Genomic DNA, 21984 nt, shown 5'->3' on the forward strand with positions numbered 1-21984 from the left:
AAGCCGGGGCTGATGCCGGTGCCGGGACGATCCGGGTGATGCTGGTGGACGATCAGGCGGTGGTACGGGCCGGTTTCCGGGTGCTGCTGGAGCAGGTCGCCGACATCGAGGTGGTGGCGGAGGCGTCGAGCGGGTCGTCGGCGGTCACCACCGCCCGGCGGCTGCGTCCCGACGTGGTCTGCATGGACGTACGGATGCCCGGCGGCGACGGGCTCACCGCGACCCGGCAGATCCTCGCCGACGCGGCCGGGTCGCCGCCAGCGGTCTTGGTGGTGACCACGTTCGACCTCGACGAGTACGTCTTCGGCGCGCTCGAAGCCGGGGCCAGCGGATTCATCCTCAAGGACTGCGAGCCCGAGGACCTGATCGACGCGATCCGCCGGCTGGCGGCCGGCTACGGTCTGGTCGACCAGACGGTGACCCGCCGGGTAATCGCCGAGTTCGCCCGGCGACGTCCGGCGGCACCGCCTGAGTCGGCAGCCGCGCATCAGTCCAGGACCGCGTCGGCCTCGATTTCGACCCGCACGTCGGGGGCGTACAGCACCTCGACGCCGATCAGCGACGACGGTGGGAACGGCTGCGGGATCGCAAGCTCGTCGGCGACCCGCGCGACGCCGGCCATCAGGTCGTCCATCTGCTCCGGGGTCCAGTCGGTGACGTAGAACCGCAGCCGGACCACGTCCGCGAAGCTCGCGCCGGCACCGGCGAGACCGCGCGCGGTGTTGCGCAACGCCTGCGCCACCTGGTCGGCGAGCTCGTCGGCGTCGCCGACCGGCTTGCCGTCGGCGTCGCGCCCGACCTGGCCGGCGACGTGCACCTGGCGACTGCCGGTGGCGATCGACACGTGGTGGTACGGGACGGGCTGGGCCATCCCCTCCGGGGACAGCAGCTGCACGGTGGTCATTGCGGGTTTCCCTTCGTCGAACACGGATGTCATCAGGTATCAGATGTCTACCTGGTATCCGAAGGGAACTTCAACGATACTAGGTGTCATGCCGGAAACCACCCTCGCGGAAGCCGACTCCCCGATCAGCGTTGACGCCCAGCTCAGTGCCGACTCCCCGCTCAGCAGGGACCAGCGGGAGCTGCTCGACCAGGTGCTGGACAAGTGGTCGTTGCGGGTGCTCGAGACGCTGTGCGGGCGGCCGCTGCGGTTCAACGAGCTCCGCCGGGAGATCCCGGCGGTCACCCAGAAGTCGCTGACCGCCACGCTGCGCCGGCTCGAACGCAACGGCATGGTCGAACGGGTCGTCACCGGCACCCGCCCGCTCGCCGTCGAGTACCGTATCGCCCCGCTGGGCAAGACCCTGCAGGACCTCGTCGACGCCCTCTTCGGCTGGACCGCCGCCAACTACGCCGAGGTTGAACGCGCCCGCCGCCGCTTCGACGATGAGGTGACGCAGGCAAGCGTGAAGCCGTGACCGGCCGCGCCCCGCCGCCCGATGTCGAGGGTGAGCGCCTGCCACGAATTGACGACCGGACTGTTCGCCCTGCCCACCTGCGGCATCGTAGGACCTACCGGCAGGCACCGACGTACAAGATCACAGCGATTGCATCGCGAGGCGGTACGGGTCGCCGGCGTACAGGCGGTGCTGCGGGCCAACGTCTCGGAGATCTTCGTCCACCTGTCCCGACGCGAGCAGCGGCTGGTCGACGCGATGCTGGCCCAGGTCGACCGGGTGGAGCGCGACGAGACCGACCCGGACCGGCTCGAACAGCTCTACCAACTTGACCACCTCGCCGCCCGGATGGCACGGATCAACCAGAGCCTGCTGGTGCTCGGTGGTTCCGGTACTTCCCGGGTACGGCGGGAAGCGGTGCCGCTGGACAACGTGATCCAGGCCACGCTCTCCCAGATCGAGCGCTACACCCGGGTACGGATCGGCACGGTCGACCGGGAGCTGTCCGTCGCCGGCGCGGCCGTCGACGAGGTGGCGCACCTGCTCGCCGAACTGCTGGACAACGCGACGAGGTACTCGCCGCCGGAGACCGAGGTGATGGTCAGCCCTCACCGGACATGCCCGGCCGTCGCTGGTCGGCGGTCGGCCGATCGTACCGGCGGCCTTCGGCGGCGACCGGCCGGTGATCAACGCCGGCCGGGCCACGGTGAATGCGCCTGCGCCGCTGTTCCGCCCGCGCACCCGCACCCGAGTCGGCACCGGCACCGCCGCCCGCGCCGTCACCCCCACCCCGCCGGTGCCGGCAGTGGCATCCGCCTCGGCGTCCGTACCCGCCCCCACGCGGCCGGTGTCCGCCCCACCGACGGCCGCGACAGTGGCCGTGGCGGGAACGGCGGTGGCCGAGGCCCGGCGTTCGGTCAACGGCTGGGCCGCCTGGAACGCCACCTACCCCGGCCGGACCCCCACCTCGATCGTGATGGCGTCATACGACGCGGCGGTCGTCGGCGGCGTACCGCCGAAGATGCTGGCCTCCTGGGAGGTGGAGCTGATGCCGTCCGGTCCGTTGAAGATCCGCTCACCCCAGGTGGTCATCTGGTTCGGGTCGAAGTTGAGCACCATGTCGAGGATCGGGTCGGTGTCGCCGCTCCACGACCAGCCGAGGTAGCCGAGGCCACGGGCCTGCGCCTCAGCCAGGATCGTGTCTTGGTCCACCTCTCCGGAGTTGAACTGCCAGCCGAACTCGCCGATCACCAGCGGCCACCCGTTGGCCTCGAAGTCGTCAAGGTAGCTCACGATCGACGAGGCGTTGCTGTAGACCGCGTACATGTGGATCGACGGCACGGTATTGCCGTGGCTGTCCGCGTCCAGCACCGTCTGGGCGTCCGCCCGCATGACGTTCTGCCAGTCCTGGCCCCAGTTCGGCGCGTCGACCATCAGCAGGTGATCGAAGCCGTTGGCCCGCATCCGCCCGATGGCGTCGACCGTGGCGGCGGTCCACTGGCCGGCGTCGACGTTGCCGATCGGCTCGTTGCCGATGTTGATGACGACGTAGTTCTCCTCGCCGACCAGCGCGCTCTTCTGGCTGATCCAGTAGTCGACGGCCTGGTCGAGCGAGGCGGCGGCACTTCTTCGCCGTACCCGGTGGTGTCGTGCACCTCGAGCACGCGGATCATCCGGTTCCGCTTGCACAGATCGATCACGTCGGCGACGCCGTTGGACGGACCCCAGCGCTGGCCGCTGCCCAGCACCACCCGTACGGTGTTGGCACCGAGCGCCTTGATGTCGGCGAACGAGTCGGTCTCGCCGGTGTACCAGACGTGCGGGTGGTTGACCCCGCGCATGACCTACCTCAGGTTGAGCCCGGGAAGTCCCGGGGCGAGGTGCGCCTGCCCGAGCGCACGGACCCGGAGCGGGGGCGTGCGCGGCGCGCTGTTGCAACGTTTGTGAACCGGGGGTACGAGGACCGGCTCGGCGCTCTACGGTGTGCCGACAAGCTACGTCCGCACCCCGGCCGGAGGCAATAGCTATCAATCGATGCGTTTCGACGCGTCGGACGGCGGGACGGTCGATGCGCGGACCGCCAGCGTCGGGCGGAACCCGATCTCCCGGTGAGCGTGCCCCGGCCTGGCCTCGTCCAGCAGCAGTTCGGCGGCGGCCCGGCCCAGCCGATACTTCGGCTGGCTGACCGTGGTCAGCGCAGGCGCCAGCCGGCGGGCGAACGGCAGGTCGTCGTAGCCGACGACCGAGATGTCCGCCGGCACCCGGACACCGGCTGCGGCAAACCCGTCCAGCAGGCCCAGCGCCGCCGTGTCGTTGAGACAGACCACCGCGGTCACCGGCGGGGTCGCGGCGAGAATCAGCGCCGACGCCGAGGCGGCGGCTTCGACCAGCGGCGGCGGATGCAGCGGTACGCGGACGTCCAGCAACCCCGTCGCCGGGTCGAGACCGGCGGCGGCCAGCGCCCTGCGTACGCCGTCGCGACGGCGGGCCACCGGCCCGGCGTCCCGGGTTCCGCCGAGGAACGCGATCCTGCGGTGCCCCAGCCCGACCAGATGCTCACCGGCCAGCCGGCCACCGGCGACGTCGTCAACCGCGACCGCGCACAAATCGAGCCCTGCACGCGGATGGTCGATCAGCACGACCGCCATCCCGTGCCGACTCATCCACAGCAGCGACGCCGGGTCCGCACCGACCGGCGCGATGATGACGCCCCGTACGGCCTGGGTCTGCAGCAGTTTCAGCAACTGCCGCTCCTTGGCCGGGCGCAGGTCTGTGCTGCAGGCCAGCACCAGACAGCCGTGCTCGGCGAGCTCGTCCTCGATGCCCCGGTTGACCTCGGCGTAGAACGGGTTGGCCAGGTCAAGGGTGACGCTGGCGACGATCGGGCTGGGCCGGCCGCGCAACTGCCGGGCCGGACCGTTCGGCACATAGCCGACGGACTCGATGACGGCCTCCACCCGGCGGCGGGTCGCTGGCGCGACGATCGACGGTCGGCTCAGCACGTTGGCCGCGGTGGAGACCGATACGCCAGCGGCCCGAGCGACCTCACGCATGCCGATCCGCCGTACCGGTACGTCCCTGGGCACCACGGTCCCCTCCCGCCCGTCGCTGGGTCATCGCAGGTGGCACGCCTGATGTTCGGACAGCTGCCGGTAGTCCGCAAAGTGAGTCCACAATAGTCAATACATGGACGGCCGCGACAGCCGCCGACCGGGTCGATGTCCGCCGACGAATATCCACCCGGTGCCCGGGCACCCGGTGGCACGATGGCAGCATGATGACGATCGGCATGCTCGGCGGCATGAGCTGGGAAAGCAGCGCGCACTACTACCGGCTCGCCAACGAACTGGTCCGCGACCGGCTGGGTGGGCACCATTCGGCACGGTGCGTGCTCTACTCGGTCGACTTCGCCGACGTCGAACGACGGCAGGCGGTCAGTGAGTGGGACGAAGCCGCCGACCTGCTCGCTGACGCGGCCCGGCGGGTCGAAGCGGCCGGTGCCGACCTGCTGCTGCTGTGCACCAACACCATGCACAAGGTCGCCGATCAGGTCGCCGCCGCAATCGACATCCCGTTGCTGCACATCGCCGACGTCACCGCTGACGCGGTCCGCAGCCACGGGCTGCACACGGTCGGTTTGCTCGGCACCGCCTTCACCATGGAGCAGGACTTCCTACGCGAGCGGCTGGCCGGCCATGGCCTGACAGTCCTGGTGCCCGACGCCGCAGACCGCAAGATGGTCCACTCGGTCATCTACGACGAGCTGTGCCTCGGAGTGGTCAGCGAGTCGTCCCGGGCCAGGTACCTGAAGGTGATCGAGCGGCTGATCGCCGCCGGCGCGCAGGGCGTGGTGCTCGGCTGCGCCGAGATCGAGCTGCTGGTCGGTCAAGAGGACACCCCGCTGCTGCTCTTCCCGACCAGCCGGCTGCACGTCGCCGCCGCCGTCGACCAGGCGATCGCCGCCGAAGCAACGGTCACCGCCTGAGCTGTGGCGGGTCCCGCCAGCGGGCGTCCCCCGGCGGGTCGACGCCCGCCGGGGGACCGGAACCGGCGGTTCAGACGGTACGGGCCAGTCGGTCGGCGAGCAGCTTGGCGAACCGGGCCGGGTCGTCCAGCTCACCGCCCTCGGCGAGCAGCGCGGTGCCGTACAGCAGCTCGGCGGTCTCGGCCAGCGCCGGATCGTCGGCGCGGGCACCGTACGCCTCACGCAGCCCGGTGACCAGTGGGTGGGTCGGGTTCAGCTCCAGAATCCGCTTGATCTTCGGCCCGTCCTGGCCCATCGCCCGGTACATCCGTTCCAGCGCCGGGGTCATGTCCGCGGCGTCGCCGACCAGGCAGGCCGGCGAGGTGGTCAGCCGGGTGGAGAGCCGTACCTCCTTGACCTGCTCGTCGAGCGTCTGGCCCAGCCAGGACAGCAGCGGGGCGTACGTTTCCTTCTGCTGTTCCCGCTCCGGGTCGGACTCGGCGGTGTCGTCGTCGCCGGCCAGGTCGACCTGGCCCTTGGCGATCGACCGCAGCTTCTTGCCGTCGTAGTCGGCGACCGACTCGACCCACATCTCGTCGACCGGGTCGGTGAGCAGCAGGACCTCGTACCCCTTGGCCTTGAACGCCTCCATGTGCGGGGAGTTCTCGATCATCGTGCGGGACTCGCCGGTCATGTAGTAGATGTCCTCCTGACCGTCCTTCATCCGCTCGATGTACCCGGCCAGAGTGGTCAGCTGCTCCGGATCGTGGGTCGAGGCGAACGACGAGATGTCCAGGATCGCCCGCTGGTTCTCGTAGTCGTTGAGCAGGCCTTCCTTCACCGCCCGGCCGAGCTGGGTCCAGAACGTGCGGTACCGGTCGGCGTCGTTGTCCATCAACTCCTTGAGCGAGGAGAGCACCTTCTTCACCAGCCGCCGCCGGATCAGCTGGATCTGCCGGTCCTGCTGCAGGATCTCCCGGCTGATGTTCAACGAAAGGTCCTGCGCGTCGACGACACCCTTGATGAACCGCAGGTACTCCGGGATCAGCGCCTCGCAGTCGTCCATGATGAACACGCGCTTGACGTACAGCTGCACGCCGCGCCGCGCGTCCCGCATGAACAGGTCAAACGGCGCCTGCGCCGGCACGAACAGCAACGCCTCGTACTCGAAGGTGCCTTCGGCCTTCATGTGGATGATGTCGAGCGGGTCGTTCCAGTCGTGGCTGACGTGCTTGTAGAACTCCTTGTACTCGTCGTCGGTGACCTCGGAACGGGGCCGCGCCCACAGCGCCTTCATCGAGTTGAGGGTGACCACCTCGCTGGTGGTCTCACCGTCGGATTCACCGGGACGCTCGGTGGTGGTGCGGATCGGCCAGGCGATGAAGTCCGAGTACCGCTTGACGATCTCCCGGATCTTCCACTCTTCGGTGTAGTCGTGCAGTTGGTCGTCCTTGTCCTCGGGCTTGAGGTGCAGGGTGACCGTGGTGCCCTGGGGCGCCTCGTCGAGCGTCTCGATGGTGTAGGTGCCCTCGCCGGACGACTCCCAGCGGGTCGCCTCGGTCTCCCCGGCCCGCCGGGTGGTCAGGACGACCCGGTCGGCGACCATGAAGGTGGCGTAGAAGCCGACGCCGAACTGCCCGATCAGCTCCTGCGCGGCGGCTTCCTTGGATTCCTTCATCTTGCGCAGCAGCTCGGCGGTGCCGGACTTGGCGATGGTGCCGATCAGGCTGACCACCTCGTCCCGCGACATGCCGATGCCGTTGTCCCGCACAGTGAGGGTGCGCTGTTCGCGGTCGGCCTCGACCTCGATGTGCAGGTCCGACGTGTCGACGTCGAGATCCTTGTCGACCAGCGCCTGCAAGCGCAGTTTGTCCAGCGCGTCGGAGGCGTTCGAGATCAACTCGCGCAGGAAGATGTCCTTGTTCGAGTAGATTGAATGGACCATCAGCTGCAAGAGCTGGCGCGCCTCGGCCTGGAACTCACGCGTCTCGACCCCGGTGCTCACCTGGATTCCCTCCTGGAGACGAATTGCCGTCGGAAGCATGGCTTCCACCGAGAATCGTACGGTCCGGGTCTGCCGGATACCCGGCCACCTCGGTCGCCTTGAGCGTCGCCCACACCCGCTCGCCGCGACGCAGGTCGAGGTGCGCGGCCGCCGCCGCGGTGACGTCCGCTCCGACCGGTAACGGCCCGGCCAACTCGACCCGCAGCCGGTCGCCGTTGCGGGCGACACTGCTGACGGTGGCCGGCCACGAGTTGCGCGGGCTGCCGTCCGGACGCTGCCGGTAGAGCGCCACCGCCGACGGTGGGAACGCCACGAACACGTCGCCGCGCTGTGGCTCGGCGGCGACCAGCCGGAAGCCGCCGGGCAGCGTGACGCTGCTCCCGTCCCCGCTGCCCCGGTAGAGGTTGAGCCCGACCAGCCGGGCCACGTAGTCACTGCGCGGGCGGGCGGTGACGGTGGCCGCGTCACCCGACTGCACCAGCCGGCCGTTCTCGACGATCACCAGCCGGTCGGCGAGCATCATCGCGTCCAACGGGTCGTGGCTGACCAGCACGGCGACGCCGGTGTGCGCGGCGAGGTGCTGCCGCAGGTGGGCGCGGGTCTCCGCGCGGGTCCGGGCGTCGAGCGCGGCGAGCGGCTCGTCGAGCAGCAGCAGTTGCGGGCGTACGGCGAGCGCCCGGGCCAACGCGACCCGCTGCGCCTGCCCGCCGGACAGTTCCCGGGGCCGGCGGCGGGCGTGCCCGGTCAGCCCGACCCGGTCCAGCCAGCCAGCCGCCGTGTCGCGCGCGACGCGACGCGGCACGCCGTGGCTACGCGGCCCGAACGCCACGTTGTCCAGCGCGGTCAGGTGCGGAAACAGCAGATAGTCTTGGAAGACCACGCCGATCGGCCGGTGCTCCGGTGCCACCAGCAACCCCGCGTCCGGCTGGTCCAGCGTCCGGTCGCCGAGGCGCAGGTGGCCGGCGTGCAGCGGCTGCAGTCCGGCGAGGGCCCGCAGCGCCGTGGTCTTGCCGGCGCCGTTGGGCCCGAGCAGCGCGACCACTTCCCCGGGGACGACGGTCAGCCGCAGGTCGAGGGTGAACCCGGTGCGGCGGACCACCAGATGTGCGTCGAGCGCCGCCGCCGGCCCCGGGTCGGGGACGGGGTCGTCGGCCCGTCGCCGCGTGGTCACCGCAGACCACCGACCCAGCGCTCCCGCAGCCCGGCGAGAATCACCACTGACACGGTCAGCAGCAGCAGGCTCAGCACGATCGCGGCGTCGAAGTCCTGCTCCAGGGCGAGGTAGACGGCGAGCGGCATGGTCTGCGTACGGCCGGGGAAGTTGCCGGCGAAGGTGATGGTGGCACCGAACTCGCCGAGCGCCCGCGCCCAGCACAGCACCGAACCGGCGGCGATCCCGGGGCCGACCATCGGCAGGGTGACTCGGCGGAACGTGGTCCACCGGCTGGCCCCGAGGGTGGCGGCGGCCTCCTCGTACCGGGGGTCGGCACCGCGCAGCGCGCCCTCGACCGCGATGATCAGGAACGGCATGGCGACGAACGCTTCGGCGAGCACGACGGCGGTGGTGGTGAACGGCAGGGTCACCCCGAACGCGCTGTCCAGCCAGCCGCCGACCAGGCCGCGCCGGCCGTAGACGAGCAGCAGCGCGACGCCGCCGACCACCGGCGGCAGCACCAGCGGCACGGTGACCAGGGCGCGGATCAGGCCCCGGCCGGGAAACCGGGTGCGGGCCAGCAACCAGGCCAGCGGTACGCCGAGCAGCAGGCAGAGCACGGTGGCGGCAGTGGCGGTCAGCAGGGACAGCCGCAGCGCGTCGAGGACGCCGGGCGCGGTGAGCCGGGCCGGCAGCTGCGCCCACGGGGTACGCAGCAGCAGGCCGGCCAGCGGCAGCGTCAGGAAGGCCAGTCCGGCCAGGGCGGGCAGGGCGAGGAAGACCGGCGGCCGCCGGTCGGTGCGGCGACGTCGCCGGCTGACGGCGGGCGGCGCGGGCGTGGTCACGGACGCTGGAAGCCGGCGTCGGTCAGGTCGGCCTGGCCGGCGGCGGAGCGGACGTACCCGACGAAGGCCTCCCCGGCCTGCGGGTTGGTGGCAGCAGCCAGGGTGACGATCGGGTATTCGTTGATCGCCTGGCCGGACTCGGCGAACTCGACGGCGTCGACCTCGTCGGCGGCGGCGGCCGCGTCAGTGCGGTAGACGACGGCGGCGTCCACCTCGCCGAGGCGGACCTTGGACAGCGCGGCGCGGACGTCCCGTTCGAAGGTTACCGGGACGAGGTCGCTGCCGGCGGCGTCGAGCGCGGTACGGGCGGCCGCCCCGCATGGCACCTGCTCAGCGCAGAGGGCGACCTTGACGCCGGACCTGGTGAGGTCGGCCAGCCCGGTGACGCCGGCCGGGTTGCCGTCCGGCACCGCGATGACCAGCTGGTTGCGGGCGAAGACGGCCGGTTCGCTGGCTGCCTCGCCTGCGGAGACGACCGTTGCCATGGTGGCCGGGCTGGCGGCGGCGAACACGTCGGCGGGTGCCCCGGCGGTGATCTGCTGGGCTAGCTGGGAGCTGCCGGCGAAGCTGAAGGTGACGGACACACCGGGGTTGGCCGCCTCGAAGTCGGCCCCGATTCGGGTGAACGCGTCGGTCAGCGAGGCGGCGGCCAGCACGGTGAGTGGGCCGGTGACGCCGGCTACGGCGTCGTCCCGGCTGTCGCCGGGCGCCGCCGCAGGGCCGGTGGCGCAGCCGGCGGCCAGCAGCGCGGTGGCGAGAACGGTGCCGTACGTCCGCCGGTGAGTCGTCGTCACGCGGACCAGCGTATATACCGCAGAAGCGAGGCCGGATACCGTCGCCAGGCAGCTGGCAGGTGCGATGACCTCGGTCCGACCGGTCCCACGCTGGCGAGTGCCCCGCCAGGTGTCGACGGCCGCCGCTCGGCGAATTCTGGCCGGACGTCGCCGATTTCCACCGATCCGGCGTCGTGAGCGATACAACCAGCCGGCCGTGTTGCCAATATCTGACACCGGCCTGACGTCGTCGCTGATTGTCGCTGCTCGAACTCCGGAGGTATAAACGATTCGCCGCGCCGCACACTGGCGGAGAGCCATGTCGTCGCGCCATTGCCCGCAACCTGACAGATCCTGATCTGGAGATCAGATGGCCAACTTCAATGCTCGACGTGACATCAAGATCAACGAGCAGATCATCTTCGAGCAGTCAGGCGGTACGGAGGATCTCGGCGGCGTCGTGGCGTTACAGGAGGCGTTGGAGCGACTGGGCGAGATGCTCGCCAACGCTCGGTCCCGAGGCGAACTGGCCGAGGCAGATTACGCTGCGGCGCAGCGCGAGTTGATCTGCGCACAGCAACAACTTCCTGCTGATGATCGGGAAGAGCAGCGTGCGCTGCAGGCCGCGCTGACCCGGATCGGGAAGATTCTTCCCGGTACGCTGGCGATCAGCGCGAACGTGGCGACGATCCTGGGTTCCTTCGGGGCATGAGCATGCCGACCGGGGCCTTCAGTCAACCCGTGCAGCAGCCACGGCAGCCGACCGACCGGAACCTGTACGCCGCTCGTGACATTAACATCGGCAAACAGGTCCTGATTGAGAACAAGACATATCAGGTCAACCCGCAGGCCTCTTTCGAGGAGCGGCTCGCGGCCGCCGAGCGGATGCTCCGAGGCGGTGTAGTCACTTCCGCCCGCGAACTGCTCCGAGATCTGATCACCTCGCCGCAGTCGTCCAACAAGGTGGTCTACTACTACCTCGTCGCGGTGCTGAGCGGCCGAACGGTGGACCACCTGTCTGATGATGAGTTCCGTACGATCAACGGACAGGCTCAGCTCACCAAAGACCGACCTCGCGACGAGTGGACCGAAGCACTGGAAACCGTCGAGATGATGGTCGCAAACTCAACTCAGCAGGCAGCCGACGAGTCCCAGATCAGCATACACCGCATCCTGGACCGCTTTCAGAAGCTTGACAGTAAACGACGAGAGGAAATAATCCGGCACCTGGACATGATTCTGTCCGGGCAGCTCCAGGATCTGCTGGATGCCAAGCTGGCTGGCGAGATAAGCACCCAAAGGATGGGAGACGGCCGCCGCGACCGGGTCTGGATGTTCTTTGAGCCGATCCCGCTGGCCCCGCAGCCGATGCCGGTCGCCCCGGAAAAGAGCAGACTCGACGCCTGGATCCGGCTTGGGCTGGGCCTCGCCGCCGTCGGCGGCGGCGTAGCCCTCGCCCTCCTGACCGCCGGAAGGCAGAGTCTCGGCGGCAGCGCCCTGGTCACGCTTCTTTGGCTTGCCGGCGGCGCGGGCATCGCGTTGTTTGGTCCCCGGCACGACTGGATGCGCCGCCGCCTCGCCCGCAGCGAACGAGAGTTTAGCTCGTACGCCGACACGCTACCGGCCGGCTGGTCCGCGCCACAGCCGTTCAGCTCCGTTCTCGAACGCCTCGTCAGCGACAGTTTCGCAAGCTTCCGCCCCCGAGAACGACTGTCCGACGTGCAGTGGGCCGGGCTAACTGTCGGCATCCGCGCCACCCTTCGTCGCGATCTCACGCTGTTGTACGGCTACCCCGACGCGGACGTGGCAAGGATCCGGTGGCTGGTGCGGTGGTACGCATGGCGCGCCGCCGACCAGTGGCGGCGTGGCAAACTGGCGGAGTTCCGCGAACGGCTACGTGTTCCCTTTTCAGTGCGTGTCGGTGTTTCCTCGGGATGGACAGCCTTCCACATCGCCACCGTTACCGCCGTGATTCTCGGAATGTTCGCCATGCCGTGGCACGCACTGCTCGCAGCGATGCTGCTCGTCACGGGTGAGTGGGTATCGTGGAAGGCGCTGCTGACCCTGCAGTCGGAGCGGATCCGCTACGCGGAGGAGAGCCGGGAGTCCACTGCCCGACTGGCTGCCGAGCGGACCGAGTTCGGCCGATGGTCGCAGGTGCTCGCCGACCGGCCGTCCGACGAGGAGATGGCCCGCTGGCTCGACTATGACAAGGTCTTCATCCGAATGGAGGTGATGCGCGACTACGGGTTGTCGAACCGCGACGTCATCACGCATGTGCTGATGACCCAGGAGGCACCGGACGCATTGCGCGCCCGGGTACTGCACGGGCCACCTCGTTACTCGAAGTACGAGATGATCCTCTTTCTATTGAGTCAACGCGGCGTCCGCCAGGTCGCCATGTCTATGGATTTCGCCACCGGAACGCTGAGCAACGAAAGCCGACAGACGTTCCGGTACGACATGATTGAGTCGGTACGGGTAGATGAATTCGGCCTCCGACTTTCCGACGGACAACGCAAGCTTCTCTCACCTCAGGAGGCAGGCGCATTTGGGCCGCACGTGAACAAACTCGTAACCCGCCAAGCATTTAACCTCAACCTCGCGGGGGGCCGCGAAATCAACGTACTGGTCGAGAACTTCGAGAAGGGTTTCCTGGGACCGGAGGAGAACCTTGCACGGCTGCGGCAGCTGGCGCTCAGTTCCTCCGGCATCAGCTCCGCGATCCGAATCCTGGAGTCGGTTTCCGCAGACGGACGGGACTGGATCACCGACGAGCAGCGGAGGCTGCGGCGGAGGCTCCAGCTCGATAGCAGCGGCGACACGGCGAAGGCCCTCCCGCCGTCCTCTGACGGCGACGACCGTGACGGCGGCCCGTGGTCCACTTGATGGTGTGACCGTCACGCAGACCGCCGAACCCCCCGTCGCCGACCGCCGGTTGCCCCGGCTCCGCCTGCTCTGGTCGTTCGCCCGGCCGCACCGCCGCGCGCTGGGCCTCGGCCTGTGCCTCGCCCTGGTCGGCTCCGCCGCCGGCCTCGCTACGCCCATGGTCACCAAATGGGTGCTGGACACCCTGACCGGGGCGGCGTCGCTGCGCGGCCCGGTGCTCGCGCTGCTCGGTCTGCTCGTCCTGGGTGTCGTGATCTGGCTGTGGCAGTGGATCCTGCTCGGCACCGTCGGTGAACGGGTGATCCTCGACGCCCGCCAGTCGATGGTGCGCCGACTGTTCCGGGCCACCGTGCCGGCCGTCACCGCCCGGCCCACCGGCGAGTTCGTCACCCGGGTCACCTCGGACACGGTGCTGCTGCGCGAAGCCGCCTCGTCGAGCGTGATCGGCCTGATCAACGGCTCGGTGAGGATGGTCGGCACTCTGGTGCTGATGGCAGTGCTCGACCTGGTGCTGCTCGGCGCCACCGTCGCCTCGGTGGCCGGGATGACCGTCCTGTTCAGCCTGTTGCTGCCGGGCATCGCCAAGGCACGCGAACGCGCCCAGGAGCACGTCGGCAAGTTGGGTGCGGCGCTGGAGGGCACGTTACGGGCGATCCGCACGGTCAAGGTGAGCCGGGCCGAGCAGCGCCAGTCGGAGCGGATCGTCGGCGAGGCCCGCGAGTCGGCCCGGCAGAGCATCGCGGCCATCCGCCGCGAAGCCCTCGCCTGGACAGTCGCCTGGGCCGGCATCCAGTTGGCAATCATCACGATCCTCGGTCTCGGCGCCTGGCGGGTCGGCACCGGCGCGCTGCCGGTCTCCAGCCTGATCGCGTTCCTGCTGTACGCGTTCGGGCTGATGGAGCCGGTCACCACGCTGAGCCGGCACCTCACCGCGCTGCAGTCCGGGATCGCCGCGGCCGGTCGAATCCGGCAGGTCGAGGCGATGCCGGCCGAGGCCGACCCGGCCGTTACCCCGGCACCGGGGACAAGCCCGCAGCCGGCTGCCCGCCGGGCGGGTCGGGCGACCGACGACACCGACCGGCCGGTACTGGAACTGCGGCAGGTCACCGCCGGCTACGGACCCGACCTACCGGCCGCGGTACGCGACATCGATCTCGCCGTGCCACGCCGTGGGCACCTGGCCATCGTCGGCCCCTCCGGCGCCGGCAAGACCACCCTTTTCTCGCTGATCCTGCGGTTTCTCGCACCGCAGCAGGGCGAGCTGCTGCTCGACGGTCGACCGTACCCGTCGCTGGGCCACGAGCAGGTCCGGAGCCGGTTGGCGTACGTCGAGCAGGACACCCCGGTGATCCCCGGCACCATCCGGGAAAACCTGCTGTTCACCCATCCGGACGCCACCGACGGGGAGATCCACCGCGCGCTGCACGCGGTCCGGCTGACCGAGAAGATCGACTCGCTCGGCGACGGGCTGGACACCCTGCTCACTCCGTCGTCGATGTCCGGCGGGCAGCGGCAGCGGATCGCGCTGGCCCGGGCGATCCTGCGGCGGCCGGACGTCCTGCTGCTCGACGAGGCGACGGCCCAGGTCGACGGACTCACCGAGGCGGCCATCCACGACTGCATCCGGGAGCAGGCCGGCAACGGCGCGGTGGTCACCATCGCGCACCGGCTCTCCACCGTCATCGACGCCGACACCATCGTGGTGATGGACAGCGGGCGGATCCGGGCGTACGGCGACCACGAGACGCTGTCGGCCACCGACGAGCTGTACCGCGACCTGGTGGAGGCGCTGCGGATCGCCCAGGCCGGCGGAGCGGCGAACGGTGACCGCGTCGGCGGGTCTGCGGACGGTGACCGCGCCGGCACCGGGGAGCTGGTGCCGAGCGACGTGGGCTGACCCGACGCCGAAAGCGACCGACGACGCCGGCGGGGGGGCACGGCGGGCTGCTCCGTTTCATGCGCACCGCCGGGGGTACCTCGTCGGCCGGGAACGGAGGTTGCCACGATGGCGGATCGGCAGGTACGCGCGGTCGACGCGCTGCTCGACCGGCAGGGCCGGACGTTCAGCGTCGAGGCGGGTATCGCCCTGGCCGACCGGCCGGCCCCGCTGTACCAGCTGCTGGTGCTGGCCACCCTGCTCAGCGCCCGGATCTCGGCCGGGGTCGCGGTCGCCGGCGCTCGGGAACTGTTCGCGGCCGGCTACCGCACACCGGCGGCGATGTGCGCGGCCGGTTGGCAGGACCGCGTCGACGCGCTCGGCCGGGGCCACTACCGGCGGTACGACGAACGGACCGCCACGATGCTCGGCGACGGAGCCGAACTGTGCCACCAGCGGTGGGGCGGTGACCTGCGGCGGCTGCACGCTGAGGGCGGTGACGATCCGGCCGTGCTGCGCCGGTTGCTGACCATGTTCCCCGGCATCGGCCCGACCGGAGCGGACATTTTCCTGCGCGAGGCGCAGGCGGTCTGGCCCGGACTACGTCCGTACCTGGACAAGCGGGTGGTGACCGGGGCCCGCAAGCTGGATCTACCGACCTCACCGCGGCGGCTGGCCGCCCTGGTGGGTGAGCGCGACCTGCCCCGGTTCGCCGCTGCCCTGGTCCGGGTCTCGCTCGGCGGTGACGCCGGACGGGTCAGCGGGCCGGGCGAGGGCTGACCGGGCCGGACGCCGACTCACCCGGCCGACGCCGGTCGAGTGTGCGCCGGGCCGGCGCGTCCCGGATCGGGGTGAGGATGTCGCCGATCAGCGCGGCCATCGCCGGGGACGGTTCCAGCTGCAGCTCCCGCAGGGCCAGATCGCGGTACGCGTAGAAGGCGTGCAGCGCCTCGTAGGCGTTGCCCTCGGCGAGATGGATCTGCACGATCAGCCGGTGTGGGGTCTCCCGCAACGGTTCGGCACCGACCGCTTCCAGTGCGGCCTGCAGCGCCTCGTCGTGCCGACCGGCGTCCAGATGGGAGCGGGCGATGTGCTCGAGCAGGTGCAGCCGCAGCTGCCGCAGCCGTTCCCGTTCCAGCAGCACCCAGTCGTCGTACCAGCCGGGCAGCAGGTCGTGCCGGGCGGCGGTGAGCACCGCGTCGGCCAGTCGCGGATCCCCACCGTCGCGCACCCGCGCGGCGGTCCGGACCAGGTCGTCGACGTCGACCTGGACCCGATGGTCGAGCCGGACGGTGTCGCCGGCGGTCCGCAGCGGGCAGTTCGGCTCCTGACGCAGCCGCCACAGTGCGGTACGCAGCGAGGACAGTGCGCGGTCCTCGGCGGCTTCCGGCCAGAGCAGACCGGCCAGGTGGGCACGGGTGGCGCCGGGTCGCAGCCCGATCACCGCGACGATCCGCTGCAGTCCACGGGGGATCAACACGGTCTCGTGCTGGTGGAGCAGACGGAAGCCGCCGAGCAGCAGCAGCCGGACTGATGCCCCCGCGTTGCCTGCCTCTGACGTCACGGCCGAACCTCCTGCACACGTCAGTCACCGGTCGCCGCCCTTGCATCACGTCATCGCGTCACGAAGATTATCAATCATGGTTACTCTCAGTCAACATTCAGTCGACTACCCGATTCGCTTGACCCACCGACCCCATCCCATCTGACCTGGCATTTTGCAACCCCGATGGCAGCTGGAGCGATACCGACGCACATCGAGAGCGATCACGCACTGTACTCACAGGCCGTGACCTCGGCGTCACCAGTGAACGGTGCCCCGGACGGCACGGACAACGCGCCGGTGACGCCGACGGCGGCAAGGTTGGCCAGGACCGGGCCCGACACCGCTGGGAGGAACCATGGATCGCTCGCTGATCATCGCCAAGGTGGTCCCCGACGCGGAGCAGCAGGTCGCGGAGATCTTCGCCGAATCGGACCTGACCGACCTGCCCCACCTGGCCGGGGTACGGCACCGGTCGCTCTACCGGCTGCACGACCTGTACGTGCATCTGATCGAGACCGCCGAGACCGGACCGGACGCGGTGGCCGCCGCCCGGCGACACCCGGAGTTCGACGAGGTCAGCCGCCGACTCGCCAGCTACATCAGCCCGTACCTGGCGACCTGGCGGTCACCTCGGGACGCGATGGCGCACCGGTTCTACCACTGGGACGCACCCACCGGTCGGCCCCGATGACCGCCGTCGCGGCCCTGGGCCGCAACCGCTGGCTGCGCTGCCACGCCTGCCGCGCACTGGTCTACCGGCGACGGATGCGCCGCAACCTGGAGGTCTGCCCCGAGTGTGGAGACCACCAGCGGTTGACCGCGGCGGAACGGATCGGACAACTGGTCGACCCGGACAGCTTCACCAGGCTCGCCGACCGCGCCGCCGAGGTGGACCCGTTGGGGTTCGTCGACTCGATGCCGTACCGGCGACGGCTGGCCGAGGCGCGGGCGGCGACCGGCATGGCGGAGGCGGTGTTGTGCGGCACCGCCCGGATCGGCGGGCATCGGGCCGTCCTGGCGGTGATGGACTTCCGGTTCCTCGGTGGCAGCCTCGGCTGCGCCACCGGCGAGTTGATCACCCGCGCCGCCGAGGAGGCACTCGCCGCCCGGGATCCGCTGGTGCTGGTCACCGCCTCCGGCGGGGCGCGAATGCAGGAAGGCGTCCTGGCGCTGATGCAGATGGCGACGGTCAGCTGCGCGATCGCCGAACTGCGCGCCGCCGGACTGCTCACCGTCAGCGTCGTCACCGATCCGACGTACGGCGGCGTCGCCGCCTCGTTCGCCACCAACACCGACCTGGTGATCGCCGAACGCGGCGCCCGGATGGGGTTCGCCGGCCCCCGGGTGATCCGGGAGACGATCCGCCAGGCGTTGCCCCCCGGTTTCCAGACCGCGGAGTTCCTGCTCCGGCACGGCCAGGTCGACATGGTCGTCGAACGCCACGACCTACGCCCCCGGCTGCGCGCCCTGCTCGCGCTGGCCGCGGGTGGCCGGGCCGGAGCAGGTCCGCTGGCCGAACCGACGGTGCCGGGATCCGGGCCGATTCCGCGCCCCAGGCCGACGCACCGGGCCGACGCGACGCCGACCGCCTGGCAGTCGGTGCGTACCGCCCGGGACCTGGCCCGGCCGACCACTCTGGACTATCTGCGGACGGCGTTCGACGGCTTCGTCGAGTTGCACGGCGACCGGCTCGGTGCGGACTGCCCGGCGATCGTCGCCGGACTGGCCCGGCTCGGTGACCAGCCGGTCGCCGTCATCGGGCAGCAGAAGGGCCACGACCCCCGGGAGATGCTGGCCCGCAACTTCGGCATGGCCAGCCCGGCCGGCTACCGCAAGGCGTTGCGGGTGATGGGGCTCGCCGCCCGGCTCGGACTACCGGTGGTCACCCTGATCGACACCCCGGGCGCACATCCGGGGGTCGACGCGGAGGAACAGGGCCAGGCCGCCGCGATCGCCACCTGCCTGCGCACCCTGGCCCGGCTGCCCACCCCGGTGGTCGCCGTCGTCACCGGCGAGGGCGGCAGCGGCGGAGCGCTCGCGCTGGCCGTCGCCGACCGGGTGCTGATGCTGCAGAACGCCGTCTACTCGGTGATCAGTCCCGAGGGTTGCGCCGCGATCCTGTTCCACGACCGGGCCGCCGCACCCCGGGCCGCCGCCGCGCTCCAGCTCACCGCGCCCGACCTGGTACGCCTCGGCGTCGCCGACGGCATCGTCGGCGAACCACCGGGCGGCGCGCAGCGGGATCCGGCCGGCGCCGCCGACCGGGTACGGGCGGCGCTGACCGCCGCGCTGTCCGACCTGCTCGCCGTGCCCACCACCGACCTGCTGCGTCGACGTTCCCGCCGGTTCCGCCGGTACGGGGCAGGCACCGTCGATGCCGCCGTACCGCAGCCCGACACCGACCGGACGATCCAGGTGATGCCGCGATGACCACTGCCGCCGCCAACGGAACACCGGCCGGGCCGGAGCCGGCCGGCCAGCTGCGCCGGCTCGCCGAGCAGACCCGGACGCTGGTCGGTGAACTCACCGGTCCGCTGCGCCGGGTCCAGGTCCGGCACGGCGACACGGTGATCGAGATCGAGTGGCACGACCGGACGACGTCGGTCGCGGCCACGCCGTCGCCCCCGGCCGACGCGTCGGCGACCGGACCGACCGCACCGGCGGCGGACCAGGCCGCGCCAGCGGCCGGGCACCGGATCGGATCACCGATCGTCGGCACGTTCTACCGGGCCGCGGAGCCCGGCGGAACGCCGTTCGTCGAGGTCGGCGACTCGATCGAGCCGGGTCAGGTGATCGGGATCGTCGAGGCGATGAAGCTGATGAACGAGATCACCACCGACCGGCCAGGTGTGGTCGTGGAGATCCTGGCCGGCGACGGCGATCCGGTCGAGTTCGACCAGCCGCTGATCACCGTGGCACCGGGCTGAGGAGGCGGTGACCGTGTTCGAGAAGATCCTGATCGCCAACCGGGGAGAGATCGCGCTGCGGGTCGCCCGGGCCTGCCGGGAACTTGGCGTACGGACCGTCGCGGTGCACTCCACCGCGGACCGCGACTCGGCGGTGGTCCGGTTCGCCGACGAGGCGGTACAGATCGGCCCGCCGCCGAGCCGGGCCAGCTACCTCAACGCGGCGGCGATCGTCGAAGCGGCCCGGCGCACCGGTGCCCAGGCCGTCCACCCCGGATACGGCTTCCTCTCCGAGGACGTCGACTTCGCCGAAATCTGCGCGGAGAACAGCCTGGTCTTCATCGGGCCGCCGCCGCAGGTCATGCAGGCCCTCGGGGACAAAGCCAAGGCCCGGGACGTGTTCGGGGCGGCCGGCCTGCCGCTGCCGCCGGGCAGCCGGGAGCCGGTGCCCAGCAGTGCCCACGCCGCCGCAGTCGCCGCCGAAACCGGCTATCCGGTCATCATCAAGGCGGCGGCCGGCGGCGGTGGGCGGGGAATGACAGTGGTCACCGACGAAGCGGACCTGGCACCGGCGTACCACCGGACCCGGCAGACCGCCCGGGCGGTCTTCGGCGACGACCGGGTCTACCTGGAACGGTTCCTCACCCAGGCCCGGCACGTCGAGGTGCAGGTGCTCTGCGACGGCCACGGCAACGGGGTGCACCTGGGCACCCGGGACTGCTCGGTGCAGCGGCGGCATCAGAAGCTGATCGAGGAGGGTCCGGCACCGACGCTGCCGGCAGCAATGCTCGACGAGATGGCCGCAGCGGCGCTGCGCGGCGCGCTCGCGGTCGGCTACGTCGGCGCCGGCACCTTCGAGTTCCTGGTCGACGAGCACGACCAGTTCCACTTCATCGAGATGAACTGCCGGATCCAGGTGGAGCACCCGGTCACCGAAATGATCACCGGGGTGGACCTGGTGCAGGAACAGATCCACATCGCCTGCGGTACGCCGCTGCGGCTGCGCCAGCCGGACATCCGGCCCCGGGGCGTCGCGGTCGAATGCCGGGTCAACGCCGAGGACCCGCAGCGCGGGTTCACCCCGACCCCCGGCCGGCTGGACCGCTTCGAGATCCCCGGCGGCCCGTTCACCCGGGTCGACACCCACGGTCACACCGGGTACGTCGTCGGACCGCACTACGACCCGCTGCTGGCCAAGGTGGTGGTCTGGGCACCGGACCGGGAACTGGCGCTCAACCGGATGGAACGCGCGCTGAGCGAGTTCGAGGTACGCGGGCCCGGCGTCCACACCACCATCCCGTTCCTGCGCCGGGTGCTGGACGACGCCATGTTCCGCAAAGGACGGCTCTCGACCGGCCTGGTCGGCCGGCTGCTCGACGAGCCGTCGCAGATCCGTACGGCCTGACCACACACGCCCGAGGAGGAGCGGATGAGTATCACCGATGATCAGCAGAAGGTCACCGCCGCGGACATCACCGCGATCCTGGTACGCAACTGCGGGCTCGACCCGTCCGGTGCCGCCGACGCCCCGGCATCATCCCTGGCCGAACTCGGCCTGGACTCGCTGGCATTGCTGGAACTTCAGGCCGTGGTGGCCGACCGGTACCAGGTGCGGATCCCGCCAGACAGCGCGGACCTGACCATCGTCGAGATCGCCGAGCTGGTTGCCAGCGAACTCACCGGCGACGACGACGCCGGAGCTGCCTTGGACACCGGCCCGGCCACAACGGCCGCGGCGGACGCCACCGGACAGCCCCCCGGACACACCGAGAACAGCGTGGTGATCGCCGCCCCGTTGGACCTCGTCTGGGCGGTCACCAACGACGTCGACCGGTGGCCCGACCTGTTCACCGAGTACGCGTCGGTGCAGATCGTGCACCGGCACGGGGACACCGTGCGGTTCCGGCTGACCATGCACCCGGACGAGAACGGAACGGTCTGGAGCTGGGTCAGCGAACGCACCGCCGACCGGAGCCGCCGCCGGGTGCTGGCCCACCGGGTGGAGACCGGACCGTTCGAGTACATGCGGATTCGCTGGGACTACGCCGAGGTCCTGGGCGGCACCCGGATGACCTGGGTGCAGGACTTCGCAATGCGACCGGCCGCGCCGCTCGACAACGCCGGCATGACCGAACGGATCAACACCAACAGCCGGATCCAGCTGGACATCATCCGCGACCGGATCGAAACCCTGGCCCGCACCGCAGACCCCGTCGGAGGCACCCCATGAACGATCCACGGCTCGTCGCCGCCCGCGACCTCGCCGCCGACCGGCGACGCGGCGGCGAACTCCGGGTCCTGCTCGGCCCACGCACGGTCGGCAGCACCTCCGGCTTCCTCGGCCTGGCGGTGCTGCGCCCCGGCGAACGCATCGCCGAGCACTACCACCCCTACAGCGAGGAATTCCTCTACGTCGCGCGCGGTGAGATCGTCGTCGACCTGGACGACCTGCCGGTGGCGGTGCACCGCGCCGAAGGGCTGTTCGTGCCGATGAACACCCGGCACCGGCTGCGCAACGTCAGCAAGGCACCGGCCGAAGTGGTCTTCCACCTCAGCCCGCTGGCGCCGCGCCCCGAACTCGGCCACGTCGACACCGAAGGACCGGCGGTGCTCGGTCCCGGTCCGGA

20 protein-coding genes and 2 pseudogenes are annotated in these 21984 nt (G+C 70.6%); 13 read left to right on the forward strand and 9 right to left on the reverse strand.

The window, feature by feature from the left end; translation table 11 throughout:
• Positions 1-38: 38 nt before the first annotated feature.
• Positions 39-368: pseudogene (locus O7553_RS21625) on the forward strand (response regulator transcription factor); the annotation flags it as partial.
• A 119-nt stretch (positions 369-487) separates the two neighbouring features.
• On the opposite strand, the gene O7553_RS21630 reads toward O7553_RS21625, so the two are convergent.
• On the reverse strand, positions 488-937 hold the full coding sequence (locus O7553_RS21630) for a RidA family protein (RefSeq protein ID WP_281551505.1): 450 nt from the start codon (positions 935-937) through the stop codon (positions 488-490).
• Between the two features lie 55 nt (positions 938-992).
• On the opposite strand from O7553_RS21630, the gene O7553_RS21635 reads away from it, so the two are divergent.
• On the forward strand, positions 993-1421 hold the full coding sequence (locus O7553_RS21635; RefSeq protein WP_281551506.1) for a helix-turn-helix domain-containing protein: 429 nt from the start codon (positions 993-995) through the stop codon (positions 1419-1421).
• Positions 1422-1541: 120 nt separating this feature from the next.
• Here O7553_RS21635 and O7553_RS21640 read toward each other — a convergent pair whose 3' ends face one another.
• From O7553_RS21640 to O7553_RS21650, 3 genes are all read right to left on the reverse strand, one after another.
• Positions 1542-1940 carry a hypothetical protein gene (locus tag O7553_RS21640; protein WP_281551507.1) on the reverse strand — a complete coding sequence of 133 codons (399 nt, stop codon included), beginning with the start codon at positions 1938-1940 and terminating at the stop codon, positions 1542-1544.
• Between the two features lie 405 nt (positions 1941-2345).
• Positions 2346-3089, reverse strand: coding sequence for a cellulase family glycosylhydrolase (locus O7553_RS21645; RefSeq protein ID WP_281551508.1), 744 nt, complete (start codon positions 3087-3089; stop codon positions 2346-2348).
• 338 nt (positions 3090-3427) lie between these two features.
• On the reverse strand, positions 3428-4489 hold the full coding sequence (locus O7553_RS21650) for a LacI family DNA-binding transcriptional regulator (RefSeq protein WP_281551509.1): 1062 nt from the start codon (positions 4487-4489) through the stop codon (positions 3428-3430).
• A 185-nt stretch (positions 4490-4674) separates the two neighbouring features.
• Between O7553_RS21650 and O7553_RS21655 the strand changes: the two genes are divergently transcribed.
• Positions 4675-5385, forward strand: a complete 711-nt coding sequence (locus O7553_RS21655; protein ID WP_281551510.1) for an aspartate/glutamate racemase family protein — start codon at positions 4675-4677, stop codon at positions 5383-5385.
• A gap of 70 nt (positions 5386-5455) precedes the next feature.
• On the opposite strand, the gene htpG is transcribed toward O7553_RS21655, so the two are convergent.
• From htpG to modA, 4 genes are read right to left on the reverse strand one after another with little or no spacing between them, the layout of a single operon-like run.
• Positions 5456-7309, reverse strand: a complete 1854-nt coding sequence (gene htpG, locus O7553_RS21660) for a molecular chaperone HtpG (protein WP_281555698.1) — start codon at positions 7307-7309, stop codon at positions 5456-5458.
• Between the two features lie 34 nt (positions 7310-7343).
• Positions 7344-8540 carry an ABC transporter ATP-binding protein gene (locus tag O7553_RS21665; RefSeq protein WP_281551511.1) on the reverse strand — a complete coding sequence of 399 codons (1197 nt, stop codon included), beginning with the start codon at positions 8538-8540 and terminating at the stop codon, positions 7344-7346.
• Positions 8537-9367: an ABC transporter permease gene (locus O7553_RS21670; RefSeq protein WP_281551512.1), complete on the reverse strand. Its 831-nt coding sequence runs from the start codon at positions 9365-9367 to the stop codon at positions 8537-8539. Before O7553_RS21670 ends, O7553_RS21665 begins: the two co-directional genes overlap by 4 nt.
• Positions 9364-10161: a molybdate ABC transporter substrate-binding protein gene (gene modA / locus O7553_RS21675; RefSeq protein WP_281551513.1), complete on the reverse strand. Its 798-nt coding sequence runs from the start codon at positions 10159-10161 to the stop codon at positions 9364-9366. Before modA ends, O7553_RS21670 begins: the two co-directional genes overlap by 4 nt.
• A gap of 349 nt (positions 10162-10510) precedes the next feature.
• Between modA and O7553_RS21680 the strand changes: the two genes are divergently transcribed.
• The 4 genes from O7553_RS21680 to O7553_RS21695 all read left to right on the forward strand — a co-directional run bounded on the left by O7553_RS21680 (position 10511) and on the right by O7553_RS21695 (position 15685).
• Complete coding sequence (locus O7553_RS21680) at positions 10511-10852, forward strand: hypothetical protein (protein WP_281551514.1); 342 nt, start codon at positions 10511-10513, stop codon at positions 10850-10852.
• Positions 10849-13029, forward strand: a complete 2181-nt coding sequence (locus O7553_RS21685) for a hypothetical protein (RefSeq protein ID WP_281551515.1) — start codon at positions 10849-10851, stop codon at positions 13027-13029. Before O7553_RS21680 ends, O7553_RS21685 begins: the two co-directional genes overlap by 4 nt.
• A gap of 4 nt (positions 13030-13033) precedes the next feature.
• On the forward strand, positions 13034-14926 hold the full coding sequence (locus O7553_RS21690; protein ID WP_281551516.1) for an ABC transporter ATP-binding protein: 1893 nt from the start codon (positions 13034-13036) through the stop codon (positions 14924-14926).
• A gap of 108 nt (positions 14927-15034) precedes the next feature.
• Positions 15035-15685: a hypothetical protein gene (locus tag O7553_RS21695; RefSeq protein ID WP_281551517.1), complete on the forward strand. Its 651-nt coding sequence runs from the start codon at positions 15035-15037 to the stop codon at positions 15683-15685.
• Here O7553_RS21695 and O7553_RS21700 read toward each other — a convergent pair.
• Positions 15663-16469, reverse strand: a complete 807-nt coding sequence (locus O7553_RS21700) for a bacterial transcriptional activator domain-containing protein (protein WP_281551518.1) — start codon at positions 16467-16469, stop codon at positions 15663-15665. The two genes, O7553_RS21695 and O7553_RS21700, sit on opposite strands and share 23 nt — an antisense overlap.
• 337 nt (positions 16470-16806) lie before the next feature.
• On the opposite strand from O7553_RS21700, the gene O7553_RS21705 reads away from it, so the two are divergent.
• From O7553_RS21705 to O7553_RS21730, 6 genes and pseudogenes are all read left to right on the forward strand, one after another.
• Complete coding sequence (locus O7553_RS21705) at positions 16807-17142, forward strand: TcmI family type II polyketide cyclase (RefSeq protein ID WP_281551519.1); 336 nt, start codon at positions 16807-16809, stop codon at positions 17140-17142.
• Positions 17139-18881, forward strand: a complete 1743-nt coding sequence (locus O7553_RS21710; RefSeq protein WP_281551520.1) for an acetyl-CoA carboxylase carboxyltransferase subunit alpha — start codon at positions 17139-17141, stop codon at positions 18879-18881. The genes O7553_RS21705 and O7553_RS21710 overlap by 4 nt, the downstream gene beginning before the upstream one ends.
• Positions 18878-19378: an acetyl-CoA carboxylase biotin carboxyl carrier protein gene (accB, locus tag O7553_RS21715; protein WP_281551521.1), complete on the forward strand. Its 501-nt coding sequence runs from the start codon at positions 18878-18880 to the stop codon at positions 19376-19378. Before O7553_RS21710 ends, accB begins: the two co-directional genes overlap by 4 nt.
• A 13-nt stretch (positions 19379-19391) precedes the next feature.
• Positions 19392-20762 (forward strand): acetyl-CoA carboxylase biotin carboxylase subunit, encoded by a 1371-nt coding sequence (locus O7553_RS21720; protein ID WP_281551522.1) that lies wholly within the window; start codon positions 19392-19394, stop codon positions 20760-20762.
• Between the two features lie 24 nt (positions 20763-20786).
• Positions 20787-21587, forward strand: coding sequence for an SRPBCC family protein (locus O7553_RS21725; protein ID WP_281551523.1), 801 nt, complete (start codon positions 20787-20789; stop codon positions 21585-21587).
• A pseudogene (locus O7553_RS21730) lies at positions 21584-21955 on the forward strand (cupin domain-containing protein); the annotation flags it as partial. The gene O7553_RS21725 and the pseudogene O7553_RS21730, both read left to right, overlap by 4 nt.
• Positions 21956-21984 lie beyond the last annotated feature (29 nt).

Source organism: Solwaraspora sp. WMMA2059 (genome assembly GCF_027497315.1).
Taxonomy (GTDB): domain Bacteria; phylum Actinomycetota; class Actinomycetes; order Mycobacteriales; family Micromonosporaceae; genus Micromonospora_E.

Bases quoted from the DNA above. Each gene is read 5' to 3' on its own strand.
- O7553_RS21630 (WP_281551505.1), bottom strand. From the start codon at position 937: ATGACATCCGTGTTCGACGAAGGGAAACCCGCAATGACCACCGTGCAG.
- O7553_RS21635 (WP_281551506.1), top strand. From the start codon at position 993: ATGCCGGAAACCACCCTCGCGGAAGCCGACTCCCCGATCAGCGTTGAC.
- O7553_RS21655 (WP_281551510.1), top strand. From the start codon at position 4,675: ATGATGACGATCGGCATGCTCGGCGGCATGAGCTGGGAAAGCAGCGCG.
- htpG (WP_281555698.1), bottom strand. From the start codon at position 7,309: ATGGTCCATTCAATCTACTCGAACAAGGACATCTTCCTGCGCGAGTTG.
- O7553_RS21680 (WP_281551514.1), top strand. From the start codon at position 10,511: ATGGCCAACTTCAATGCTCGACGTGACATCAAGATCAACGAGCAGATC.
- O7553_RS21685 (WP_281551515.1), top strand. From the start codon at position 10,849: ATGAGCATGCCGACCGGGGCCTTCAGTCAACCCGTGCAGCAGCCACGG.
- O7553_RS21695 (WP_281551517.1), top strand. From the start codon at position 15,035: ATGGCGGATCGGCAGGTACGCGCGGTCGACGCGCTGCTCGACCGGCAG.
- O7553_RS21705 (WP_281551519.1), top strand. From the start codon at position 16,807: ATGGATCGCTCGCTGATCATCGCCAAGGTGGTCCCCGACGCGGAGCAG.
- O7553_RS21710 (WP_281551520.1), top strand. From the start codon at position 17,139: ATGACCGCCGTCGCGGCCCTGGGCCGCAACCGCTGGCTGCGCTGCCAC.
- accB (WP_281551521.1), top strand. From the start codon at position 18,878: ATGACCACTGCCGCCGCCAACGGAACACCGGCCGGGCCGGAGCCGGCC.
- O7553_RS21725 (WP_281551523.1), top strand. From the start codon at position 20,787: ATGAGTATCACCGATGATCAGCAGAAGGTCACCGCCGCGGACATCACC.